10 protein-coding genes are annotated in these 12,771 nt (G+C 38.2%); 6 read left to right on the forward strand and 4 right to left on the reverse strand.

The annotated features are described in order from the left end of the window. The first annotated feature begins 12 nt into the window (after positions 1-12). From hisC to A6A20_RS04580, 3 genes are all read left to right on the forward strand, one after another. A complete protein-coding gene (gene hisC, locus A6A20_RS04570) occupies positions 13-1,110 on the forward strand; it encodes a histidinol-phosphate transaminase (protein ID WP_279572352.1) in 1,098 nt (365 codons plus the stop codon). 1 nt (position 1,111) lies between these two features. Continuing rightward, a complete protein-coding gene (gene aroA / locus A6A20_RS04575; RefSeq protein ID WP_279572353.1) occupies positions 1,112-2,422 on the forward strand; it encodes a 3-phosphoshikimate 1-carboxyvinyltransferase in 1,311 nt (436 codons plus the stop codon). 84 nt (positions 2,423-2,506) lie between these two features. Further along, positions 2,507-3,184, forward strand: a complete 678-nt coding sequence (locus tag A6A20_RS04580; protein ID WP_279572354.1) for a DUF8095 domain-containing protein — start codon at positions 2,507-2,509, stop codon at positions 3,182-3,184. A 92-nt stretch (positions 3,185-3,276) separates the two neighbouring features. Here the strand turns inward: A6A20_RS04580 and malM are convergent, their stop codons facing one another. The 3 genes from malM to malK all read right to left on the reverse strand — a co-directional run bounded on the left by malM (position 3,277) and on the right by malK (position 6,794). Further along, positions 3,277-4,146 (reverse strand): maltose operon protein MalM, encoded by an 870-nt coding sequence (malM, locus tag A6A20_RS04585; RefSeq protein ID WP_279572355.1) that lies wholly within the window; start codon positions 4,144-4,146, stop codon positions 3,277-3,279. Between the two features lie 197 nt (positions 4,147-4,343). Further along, on the reverse strand, positions 4,344-5,609 hold the full coding sequence (locus tag A6A20_RS04590; RefSeq protein WP_279572356.1) for a maltoporin: 1,266 nt from the start codon (positions 5,607-5,609) through the stop codon (positions 4,344-4,346). A 66-nt stretch (positions 5,610-5,675) separates the two neighbouring features. Continuing rightward, complete coding sequence (gene malK / locus A6A20_RS04595) at positions 5,676-6,794, reverse strand: maltose/maltodextrin ABC transporter ATP-binding protein MalK (protein WP_279572357.1); 1,119 nt, start codon at positions 6,792-6,794, stop codon at positions 5,676-5,678. Positions 6,795-7,163: 369 nt separating this feature from the next. Between malK and malE the strand changes: the two genes are divergently transcribed. The 3 genes from malE (at position 7,164) to malG (ending at position 10,970) form a co-directional block, all read left to right on the forward strand. Continuing rightward, the gene (malE, locus tag A6A20_RS04600) at positions 7,164-8,354 is read left to right on the forward strand and encodes a maltose/maltodextrin ABC transporter substrate-binding protein MalE (RefSeq protein WP_279572358.1); all 1,191 of its coding nucleotides are present in this window, start codon (positions 7,164-7,166) and stop codon (positions 8,352-8,354) included. 169 nt (positions 8,355-8,523) lie between these two features. Continuing rightward, entirely contained in the window at positions 8,524-10,068 is a 1,545-nt protein-coding gene (malF, locus tag A6A20_RS04605) for a maltose ABC transporter permease MalF (RefSeq protein ID WP_279572359.1), read from the forward strand. Between the two features lie 11 nt (positions 10,069-10,079). Continuing rightward, complete coding sequence (malG, locus tag A6A20_RS04610; protein WP_279572360.1) at positions 10,080-10,970, forward strand: maltose ABC transporter permease MalG; 891 nt, start codon at positions 10,080-10,082, stop codon at positions 10,968-10,970. A 403-nt stretch (positions 10,971-11,373) separates the two neighbouring features. Here the strand turns inward: malG and A6A20_RS04615 are convergent, their stop codons facing one another. Then, positions 11,374-12,477, reverse strand: a complete 1,104-nt coding sequence (locus A6A20_RS04615; RefSeq protein ID WP_279572361.1) for a metallophosphoesterase — start codon at positions 12,475-12,477, stop codon at positions 11,374-11,376. Positions 12,478-12,771: the final 294 nt, after the last annotated feature.

Consider the following 12,771-nt stretch of genomic DNA (forward strand, 5'->3'; position numbering starts at 1 on the left):
GGTTAGTCCAAGATGAAATTTATTAATATTGCCAACGAAGGGGTAAAACACTTATCGCCTTATCAAGCAGGTAAACCCATTGAAGAATTAGAACGTGAATTAGGTATTGCTAATATTATTAAACTTGCTTCAAATGAAAACCCTTTTGGTTTTCCTGAGTCCGCTAAACAAGCGATCCAAGCTCAACTTGCGGATTTAACACGTTATCCTGATTCCAATGGCTTTTATTTTAAACAAAAAGTGGCGGATAAATTTGGTTTATCGGCGGAACAAATTACCCTAGGTAATGGCTCAAATGATTTATTAGAGCTGATTTTTCAAACCTTTGTGAGCGAACGAGATGAAGTGATTTTCTCACAATATACCTTTATCGTTGCCCCTTTAGCCACGCAAGCACGCAATGCCAAAGCGGTGGTAGTGCCTGCGGTTAATTATGGACACGATTTAAGCGGTTTCTTAACGGCGATTAGCCCAGCCACTAAATTAATTTATATTGCCAATCCCAATAACCCAACAGGGACATTTTTATCACACCAACAGATCGCCGATTTCTTGGCACAAGTGCCTGAACATATTTTGGTGGTCTTAGATGAGGCTTATACGGAATTTACTCAGCCACAAGAACGGGTCAATGCTTTTGCTTTATTGCAACAATATCCTAATTTAGTGGTATGCCGCACCCTATCAAAAGCCTATGGATTAGCAGGTTTACGCTTAGGCTATGCGGTGTCTTGCCCTGAAATTGCAGGTTTGTTTAATCGTGTGCGTCAGCCTTTTAATTGCAATAGCCTTGCCTTAGCGGCAGGTATGGCAATATTAGATGATGAACAATTTATTGCTCAAGTAGCCGAAAATAATCAGCAAGGGCTAACCTTATTACAACAATTTTTTTCTGAAAAAGGGTTAAGTTATGTGCCGTCAAAGGGCAATTTTGTGTTACTTGATGTGGGGCAACCTGCTTTACCAATTTACCAAGCCTTATTGGAACAAGGGGTGATTGTACGCCCTGTGGCTGGTTATGGCTTGCCTAATCATTTGCGTGTAAGCATTGGTTTACCTGAGGAAAATCAACGTTTCTTAACCGCATTAAGCAAGGTACTAGGATTATAATATGCAAGATATTCAATCAATTACCCTCAATCCCATTGCCAAAGTTGAGGGCGTGATTAATTTACCCGGCTCAAAAAGCCTGTCTAATCGTGCGTTATTATTAGCAGCTTTAGCCAAAGGCACCACCAAAGTAACCAATTTATTGGATAGTGATGATGTACGTTATATGTTAGCGGCGTTGGCACAATTAGGAGTGAAGTATCAATTATCCGCCGATAAATCGGAATGTGAAATCATTGGTTTAGGGCAAGCCTTTGATTGGCAAGATGGGTTGAGCTTATTTTTAGGCAATGCTGGAACGGCAATGCGTCCCTTAACAGCGGCATTATGCCTCGCCAATCCTTATGGTAAGCAGAATGAAATTATTTTAACGGGCGAACCTCGTATGAAAGAACGCCCAATTAAGCATTTGGTGGACGCATTACGCCAAGCAGGGGCTGAAATTGATTATTTAGAACAAGAGGGCTATCCACCCTTAGCTATTCGCAATGTAGGATTGAAAGGAGGAAAAGTTAGCATTGATGGTTCAATTTCTTCCCAATTTTTGACCGCACTTTTAATGGCTGCCCCGATGGCTGAGCAGGATACGGAAATTGAAATTATTGGCGATTTGGTATCAAAACCTTACATAGATATTACCCTCAATATGATGGCGATCTTTGGGGTTGAGGTTATCAATCAGGACTATCGCCGTTTTAAGGTAAAAGGACAACAGCAATATCAATCGCCACAACATTATATGGTTGAGGGCGATGCTTCTTCTGCCTCTTATTTTCTTGCCGCTGGTGCAATTAAAGGCAAGGTAAAAGTAACAGGTATTGGCAAAAACTCCATTCAAGGCGACCGTTTATTTGCTGATGTATTGGCTAAAATGGGAGCAAAAATCACTTGGGGCGAGGATTTTATCCAAGCAGAACGTGGGGAATTAATCGGTGTGGATATGGATATGAACCATATTCCTGATGCGGCTATGACCATTGCAACCACTGCTTTATTTGCTCAAGGCGAAACCGTTATCCGTAATATTTATAATTGGCGAGTAAAAGAAACGGATCGCTTGAGTGCTATGGCAACAGAGTTACGCAAAGTGGGGGCGACAGTGGAAGAGGGCGAAGATTTTATTCGTATTCAGCCTTTGCCATTAACGGATTTTCAACATGCACAAATTGAAACCTACAATGACCACCGTATGGCGATGTGCTTTGCTCTGATTGCTTTATCAAATACCCCTGTTACCATTTTAGATCCAAAATGCACCGCAAAAACCTTTCCAACTTTTTTTGATGAATTTTTGCGGATTGCACAATCTTAATCATCTTTTGCCATAGAGCGACATAGAACAACAATCAAATGCTGATGTTATCTCTATGGCAAAACATACCAAACGAGAGAAAAAATGTTAAAAAAACTGACCGCACTTAGTCTTACTATGGGCTTAATGGCTTGTACAACCACGCAATCCGAGCTGAAATGGATAACTTATAAAGATATAAACGGCAATAACCAAGCCTTAACCTTTACCCAACAAGCCAAGGCTGATTTACAACAAGCACAAGGCGAGGCTTTACAACAAAAGGTGTTTGGCAATCCTGCTGAATATGTGAACTTAGGCGATATTTATCTGCTTGCAGTAGGCAATAACCAATATATACGCATTATCTTACAACAGGGACAGCAATCCATTAATCCCTATGATAAAACTGCTTTAACTCAACTGGGCAAGGCAAAGCAATTTGAGGTTTACCAATTTGCCCAAGGGCGGATTAGCCATAATCGCTTTACTGCGGAGCAAGGCATTTGCCATAGTTTTCAACGGAAAAAACAGGGGGTAAAACTTGAGGCAAGCAGTAATTACTACGCTACCCCACAACAATTTTTTACCAGTTTAATCAGTGCCACGCTTAGCCAACAACAAGAGCCAAGCCATTTTAATTACCGCTCAGAATTCAGCCTAAAGGATCCTCATCTACGCCAACAAATTGAGCAAGATGAACAGCAACAAGGCAAACAAAACGCCCTAAACTACGCTAAACAGCAAGTTAGTTTCTTACGCAATGTGGTGTGTAGTAAATAAGTATAGTCGTCTCACTTTAAAATAATGCAGTGTCAGTACGTTGTCTTTGGTGTACTGCTTTGTCTTATTCTAGTTTGAAACGACCATAATATTTATTGGGGGGGGTATTTGGTAGATACCCCTTGTAAAAACCGCTGTCTTGGACTGGTTAATCCCAGTTTCTCCGCTTCATTAACTAAATTCATGGCTTTATTAATATCGCCAGCTTTGAGAGCTTTTGTTACTGCCTGATTAAAATAATTTTCGGTATCTTTATCCACCGAAATATTTATTGCTTGAGGATTTTGTGTTGGTGTTACTGAGCTTAGTATTGCTGCATTCTTATTCGCGGACGAAAACAGCTTATCTAACCCGATAAAACGTGTTGTTTGTTCGTTACTTACTTTTATTGTAATTTTACCGTTTAAGCTATGTTTAATCTTAAGATCATTAATCGCTGGTGGTTGATTTCCCATCGCTTTGGCATAGGTTTTAGCGGGGTGAGGGATTGTGGTTGTTTGTGCTAAATCTTGTGCAGTAGTATAGATCAACAGGTAAATATCATCTTGATTAGGCGTTGGGGTTAGATTAAGTTCTGCGCTAAAACGATTGTCGCTTAGTCCTCGCTCGCCTTGGAACTTAAATGTGCTAGCAGGATATTGTGTTGCAGGGTTAAAATGGCTGTCAAAAACCATTACATTGGGAATAAATACCTGATCATTTACAATCAAGCTATCGATCTCAATATGTAAACTGCCTTGATTGGCTGGCAGGCGATATGCCGCTACCGGGCTTGCAATACCCGCAAATTTTTCGGTAAATCGTTGCCGATGTTGAGCGGTTAATGTTGTTTGTGTTGATTGTGCCAAGGAAATAGTTTGCCAATCAAGTTGTTGTAACGTTTGAATCGCAATTTGTGGCGTTGCTATTGAAATACTATGAATACTCATCAAAAATAATGTGAGAAATAATCCTTTTTTCATTTTTGCCCCCTAAATGCATGATGACCTTGGCGAGCTATTGCTCGCCAATATAGTCTTTCCACTGTTTTATTTTATAGTCGTTTCGATTTAAAATGAGACAAGGCGGTACGCCGAAGACAGTACAAGTAGTACGGCGAGGCGTACCAACACTGTATCACTTTAAAGTGGAACGACTATAAATTGACGGCTATAAATGTTTACCACCAAGCTTCCATTTGTACCCCAACAATAAATTCACTGTCTTTGGCTTTGTAACCTGCATCTGTGCGATATGCCTGATCAAATTTATCATTCCAGTGAACATAAGTGCCGAATACACGAATGGCTGGTCTTGCCCAAATGCTATTTCCTGCTTGCCATTGTTGGGCGAGGGTCAATTTAACTAAATCATTTTTCTTACTTGTCGCTTGATCTTTTATCACATCATAACTGACCTCAGCAAGAGAACTCATGGTTTCTGTCCATTTATACATTGGTCTAACACCTGCGGAATACCAAGTTTTACCTTGTTTATTATCCAAGTCTGTTTTTTCGTAAATTAAGGCATACATACTTTCCACTTTATCGGAAAATTGCACCACACCATGATTGATTAAGCGTAGCATATGCCCTTTATTATCAATACGACTGCCTTGTGAATGTCCTGTACTCCAAGATGTCATTGAATCTGTGGCATATTGCACAACAAATTTATTAAAGCCACCAAAGAAATTGCTTAGGGTATGTTCTGCGGTAAGCATATAACCATTTTTAGAAGCCTGATCTGCTAAGGTTACTCCTTGATCGGTATGGGCTCGTCCATAATCTACCCCAAGCTCTAGTCGCCCATTTTCGCTCACTTTAATATCCGCTAAACGCACATCAAAAACATCGTTATAGACATCTTTATCTTCGGTTGATACCCAACTATTTGTGGCTGGATTATATGACCAAGAATAAGCACCACCAGCCTCAGTATTACGGGTTACCGCAATAGATAATTTGGCAAAACCTAAATCAATATTTTCTATCCCTGCACCGGGACCAGAAATATCCCAGTAATAAAAGTCGTTCATATGGACATCATGACGTTGGTAAAAGCGCTTACCTGCCCATAAGGTAGAATTAGGTAATAAATCAGAAAAGTTTTTAAACTGTACATTAATTTCCCTTAAAGCAGGGGACGTTGCTTCCCAATCTCCTTGTTGATTGACGGAATAAGCAATATTGCTGTCTAAATAAATGGATTTATTACCATTTTGATATAATTCTTGACCAAGTTTGAGTTCAGCATAGGTTTCTGCTTCATTACCTAAACGGTATTTAGCACTACCACCATTTACAGTAAAGGCTTTTTGTTCACCATTGCCTGATGTCCAACCAATACCTGAACGTGCGTAACCATGAAAATCCACTGCTGTTGCTTGAACTGCCACTAACGCACTGGTTATTGCTATGGCTAATAATGTTTTTTTATTGTTCATAATAAACCTCTTTTTTGTTGTGTTTATCAAGATATGTTCAAGCATAAACGGCAGTCTTGAACATTGTTATACACCAATTTCCCGATATAATCGCTGACAAGCCTCGCCATTTTCTTTAAATAAATGACAACGTTCTGGCACAATACCAATGTCAATGGTTTCCCCTTCTTGTACCAACATCGTATCTGGTTGGCGATAAATAAACGAGGGCTGTTTTATTTCGGGAATGCTTAAATGAATCTGGCTTTCATTACCCAATAATTCCACCACTTGCACCTCCCCTTTCAAACTGACTTTTGCTTGATTAGAGGGAATAAGATGTTCTGGGCGAATACCTAACGACATGGTTTCACCAACTTTTACACCAGTACCATCAACAGGTATCCAAAAACGATGATGATTGGCATCAGGAAGTTCAATTTGTACTTGTTGTTTTTCCACTGCGGTAACACGCACAGGCAAAAAGTTCATTTTCGGAGAGCCAATAAAACCTGCCACAAAACGATTGGCAGGATAATGATAAAGCTCTAAAGGTTTGCCTACTTGAGCAATACCGCCGGCCTGTAATACCACAATTTTATCGGCTAAGGTCATTGCCTCGGTTTGATCATGGGTTACATAGATCATTGTGCGTTTTAAGCGTTTATGTAATTTAGAGATTTCTACACGCATTTGCACTCGTAATGCCGCATCAAGATTAGAAAGTGGTTCATCAAGTAGAAAAACTTCAGGTTGTGAAACTAACGTCCGCCCAATTGCCACTCGTTGTCGTTGCCCGCCTGATAAGGCTTTGGGTTTACGATCCAGTAAATGGGCTAATTGCAAAATTTCAGCCACATGATTGACCTTTTGCTCTCGTTCTGCTTTTTTAACGCCAGCTAATTTCAAACCAAAGGACATATTTTCTGCCACATTTAAATGGGGATATAAAGCGTAAGATTGGAACACCATACCAATCCCTCGTTTAGCTGGCTCTACTTCGTTCATACGTTGCTCACCAATAAAGAGATCCCCTGAAGTAATATCTTCTAAACCTGCGATCATTCTCAGTAATGTGGATTTGCCACAACCAGATGGTCCAACAAAAACTACAAATTCACCCTCTTTAATGGTTAAGTTAATATCTTTGGATATATGAATATCGCCATAAGATTTACATACATTTTTTAGTAAAACATCTGCCATAAAAAATTCTCCATGTTGTCTTTGCTTATTCACTATATCGCTTAGGCTTTGACGATATAGTGCAGAAATTTAAATCAAATGAAATCATTCTTTCGCTTAAATTTATGGGATTAGATAAAATTTATTACTCAACCCAATTTCGCCAGAATATTGGCATTTTAGCGGATTTTTTTGTGATCTATTTCTCATTTTTATCTCAACGAGGTGAATAAACCCTGTGTTTTTAGCAAAATTTGTGATAGAGATCACATTCTATTTGGAGTGGGCGTAGAGGGTGGTATGATGAATATGATTGCATTCAATGCCATACTCATTAGCAAGCCTAAAAGGCGATCATTTTTCCCTTAATCTTTCAGCAGGAGTAATATTATGAAACCTAAATTAACTACCTTAGCTTTCACTGTCATCGGCAGTTTAATCCTTTCAACATCATCAGCATTGGCTAAATTGGAAGAGGGTAAATTAACCATTTGGATCAATGGTGATAAAGGTTATAACGGCTTAGCTGAAGTCGGTAAGAAATTTGAGCAGGATACAGGCATTAGTGTATTAGTTGAACACCCTGATAAATTGGAAGAAAAATATCCTCAACTTGCCGCTACGGGTGATGGTCCAGATATTATTTTTTGGGCACATGATCGCTTTGGCGGTTATGCTCAATCAGGATTATTAGCAGAATTACACCCTTCTCAACAATTCAAAGAGAAATTTGTTGATTTCGCTTGGGATGCACAAACTTACAATGGCAAAATTATTGGTTATCCCGTAGCCATTGAAGCCTTATCATTAATTTATAATAAAGATTTATTATCCACCCCACCAAAAACTTGGGAAGAAATAGTACAACTTGCACCACAATTTAAAGCAAACAAACAAAATATTGTTATGTGGAATTTAGCTGAACCTTATTTCACTTGGCCGATTATTGCCGCTGATGGTGGTTATGCTTTCAAATATGTTAATGGACGTTATGATATTAATGATATTGGGGTAAACAATGCAGGATCGCAACGTGGCTTACAATTTGTAGTAGATATGGTGAATAATAACGTGATTAACGCCGACATGGATTATGCCATTGCCGAAGCCAGCTTTAATAAAGGGGAAACGGCATTGACCATTAATGGGCCTTGGTCATGGGGTAATATTGAAAAAAGTGGTATTAACTATGGCGTTGCCGTTTTACCTACCCTCAATGGGCAACCTTCTAAACCTTTTGTAGGGGTGTTAAGTGCAGGGATCAATGCTGCTAGCCCAAATAAGGATCTTGCTATTGAATTTTTAGAGCATTATTTACTCACTGATGAGGGATTGGCTACCGTAAATAAAGATAAACCTTTAGGGGCTGTTGCCTTAAAATCTTATCAAGCGGAGTTGGCAAAAGATCCTCGCATTGCCGCTACTATGGAAAATGCTCAACATGGTGAAATTATGCCAAATATTCCACAAATGACCGCTTTTTGGTACGCCGAAAGAAGTGCCATTATTAATGCTGTAAATAAGCGTCAAACTGTGCAACAAGCACTTGATGATGCCAAAGCTCGCATTGAAAAACAATAGTATAGTCGTTTCAAATAAAACAAGGCGGTACGTCGAAGACAGTATAAAGAATACGGCAAGGCGTACCAACGCCGTATTATTTTAAAGTGGGACGACTATAAATTCACATACGGGGCGATAAAGCTCTGTATATAGATAAATGTCGTTTGTTTTTGGAAAGAGGTGTCCCATGCAACAAGCCACAAAATTAACAAAATATCAACAATGGTTAAAATATGCGGTAATCAGTTTAATATTATTTATTGATTTATATTTAATCATTTTAATGTATCTACAAGGCGAATACTTATTTGGCATACTAACCTTAATTGTTATTACTTCTGGTGTGTATGTTTTTGCGAATAAAAAAACATACAGTTATCGCTATCTTTACCCGGGCATTATGGGAATGTTTATTTTTATCCTGTTCCCACTCATTGCGACTATTGCCATTGCTTTTACTAATTACAGTGGTACGAACCAACTCAGCTATGAACGAGCATTAGCGGTGTTATTACAACAGCAGGATTTTACTGGCGATAAATTCAACTTTAAACTCTACGCCGTTACACCACAACAATATCAACTCGGCTTAGAAAATACTACCACAGGGCAATATTACCTAGCCAATATTGCTGATCTCAGTGAAACACCAATTTATGCTCAAGCCGTAGAACAATTACCCAATTTAACGGCAGAACCTTTACGGGTTATCACACAAAACCGTAGTTATTTGCAAAATCTGGTTGTGTTATTACCCAATGGCGATGAATTAACGATGAGTTCATTACGCCAATTTTCCGAACAACAAGCTCGTTATCATTATGATGAAACCCATAAAATTCTAACCAATAACCAAACAGGCGAACGCTATCAAGCAAATGATCACATTGGTTTTTTCCAAGCCATTGATCAACAAGGGCATTGGCAAGCAACAACCCTTGAACCAGGTTATACCGTAGGTATTGGTTGGGCAAATTTTATTAAAATTTTTACTGATGAAGGCATCCAAAAACCTTTCTTACAAATTTTTGTATGGACAGTGATTTTCTCTCTTTTAACCGTTGTTTTTACGGTTATTTTAGGAATGGTACTTGCTTCTGTTGTGCAATGGGAAGCATTACAAGGTAAAGGGATTTATCGTGTCTTACTTATTTTACCTTATGCGGTACCCGCCTTTATCTCTATTTTGGTTTTCAAAGGATTATTTAACCAAAGTTTTGGAGAAATTAACCTTATTCTTCATCAGCTCTTTGGTATCCGTCCAGAATGGTTTAATGATCCCTTATTAGCTAAAATTATGATCTTAATTGTCAATACTTGGTTAGGTTATCCTTATATGATGATCCTTTGTATGGGATTACTCAAAGCTATTCCAGCGGATTTATATGAAGCCTCTGCCATGGACGGTGCATCAACTTGGCAAAACTTCAGCAAAATCACCTTTCCATTATTGATTAAACCCCTTACCCCTTTAATGATCGCTTCATTTGCCTTTAATTTTAATAATTTTGTTTTAATTCAATTATTAACCAATGGTCGCCCTGATATGATAGGAACAACAACACCAGCCGGCTATACGGATTTGTTAGTCAGTTACACTTATCGTATCGCATTTGAAGGCAGTGGATCACAGGATTTTGGGCTTGCCGCCGCTATCGCCACCATTATTTTCTTATTGGTAGGTGGATTAGCATTACTCAACCTCAAATCAATCAAATTAAAACTCGACTAAGGAGCAAGATTATGGCAATGGTACAACCAAAATCAATGCGTTATCGCTTACTCGCCACGCACCTATTATTAATTCTATTTATTAGTCTGATTATGTTTCCATTACTGATGATCATTGGTATCTCATTACGCCCGGGTAATCTTGCCATTGGCGATATTATTCCTCAACAAATCTCTTGGGAACATTGGCGACTTGCTCTCGGACTTGAAGTGATTAATCCTGATGGTAGTGTTACCCCACCACCTTTTCCTGTTTTATTATGGTTATGGAACTCAGTTAAAGTCGCATTTATCACTGCAGTGGGGATAGTCGCCCTTTCTACCACTTGTGCTTATGCTTTTGCTAGTATGAAATTCAAAGGCAAAAAAACCTTATTGCAAGCCATGCTTATTTTCCAAATGTTTCCTGCAGTACTCTCTTTAGTTGCCTTATATGCTCTATTTGACCGACTTGGACAATATATTCCATTTTTAGGCTTAAATACCCACGCAGGTGTTATTTTTGCTTATCTCGGCGGAATTGCGTTACATGTATGGACGATTAAAGGTTATTTTGAAACTATTGATCCCTCATTGGAAGAGGCGGCATCACTTGATGGAGCAACACCATGGCAAGCTTTCCGCTTAATTCTACTTCCGCTCTCAGTACCTATTTTGGCTGTCGTTTTTATTCTATCCTTTATTGCAGCAATTACCGAAGTACCAGTAGCATCACTGTTATTGCGTGATGTAGAGAATTATACGCTCGCAGTAGGAATGCAACAGTACCTATATGCACAAAATTACCTATGGGGTGATTTTGCCGCCGCGGCAGTACTATCTGCCCTACCTATCACTATTGTATTTTTAATCGCTCAACGCTGGTTAGTCGGCGGATTAACTGCAGGCGGGGTGAAAGGATAACTTAATTAATTTAACCAAGTGCGGTAAGTTTTTGTTTAGTTTTTAATGGAAACAAAAATGGTGTAATGGACAAAAATGTGGAGAAAAAAATGGGTTAAGGCCTTATACTACAAGGCTTTAACCTACTTCTTTGAAAATGAATAAAAAATTGTCCATATTGTCAAAATAACTCAATCCACAAACATGGAAAGAAAATACTATTCAACGCTATAAATGCAATCATTGTAATAAAACTTTTACCTTTCAAAACAAATTAAATCCCACTGAAATTTGGTTTAATTATTCTCAAGGAAAGCTGATATATAAAGATCTTGCAATTAAATATCAATATTCTGTTAAAACAATCAAAAGATATATTGACAAATCCCCGAAAAATACCTTAATTTTACCCACATCAACTTATCTAAATATTATTACCCTTAACATCAATAATCAACACTTCCGATTGTGAGCCTAAACGCATGGGAATTCCCCAGAAACCGTAGCCTGATGAAACAAAAAAATGCCCTTGGTTAATTTGTTGGTAGCCATAATCTAGCACATACATCATTTTGGTAATCAAATTAGCTGGAAAAATTTGTCCTTTGTGTGTATGTCCTGATAGCTGAATATCAATAGGTAGTTGGGCGTGTTGGGTTATTTCTGTTGGACGATGATCCAATAAGATAATCGGTAAATTAGTATTCACATGTTGCAATAATGCCTCTGTTGACGGACGATCACGCACTAAATCATCATTTCTGCCAATTAAGACAAATTGATCTTGAATATTTAGGCTTTCATCTCTTAATACCTTGATACCTGCTTGGCTTAATTCTCGGTAAATGGCTCGTTCATGCCCAAAAAAATCGTGATTACCTAGAGTGGCATAAACGCCAAGCGGAGCGGTAAGTTTGGCGAGATGAGGTTGCATATTTTGGGCTAAATAGGCATCAACATTATCGTCCATAATATCGCCCGGCATTAAAATAATATCAACTTGTTGTTGCCGCATAATATCGGCTAATTTGTCTAGCTGATTTGCTCCAAACAATATGCCTAAATGCAAATCGCTTATCATACCTATTCTTAATGGTTGTTTGAGCGGTTTATTTAATGTGATGTTGTAATGAATGATTTTGGGAGTATAAGCATTATAAATGCTTAAACTTAGCAAACCGATTAAAGCGAAGGGGTAAGCAATTTTGAGGGTAAGGCTTAATTTATGCGGATTAAACCAACGTTTACCAAGTCCAAAAAGGATAAGGCAAGATAAGCTGATAAAGCTAATAAACAGCAATAGCACTAATAAACCTGCACTTATTCTAAATAATGGCGGATAAATGCGTAATAATGTGAGGGCAATAATGCCGTTAAATAGCAGGTAAAGACCAATGCCAGTAGCACGTTTTGCTTTAAATGAGAGTTTATCTGCCCATAGCCAAAAAATTGTGTGTGCGGTGATATAAATAAAAAACTGTAAAGCGAAAATCGCCACAGCAATAATAATGTAATGACGGTATTCCAAAATTCACGTTCCTAAATTATGTGGTTGTTTAATAAATAAAAGGGCGATTATCATATAATGTTTTTTGTTGAATAACTAGCCTGAAAAATGCGGTAAAAGAACAATGAGTTTCAAGATTTTTGTTGAATTATTAGGTAAGTTAGCATAAATTTTCGGAAAACGACCGCTCTTGTAACTCAAATTGCTCTGTTATTATTTACCCAAAGTAAAAAATGATTTTACTGTTAAGATATTGTTATAATCATTAAATTTCGTTATGATCCCCAATTCCTTATAACCCTATAAGGGAAGTAT

This window comes from Volucribacter amazonae, from assembly GCF_029783845.1.
Lineage (GTDB): Bacteria > Pseudomonadota > Gammaproteobacteria > Enterobacterales > Pasteurellaceae > Volucribacter > Volucribacter amazonae.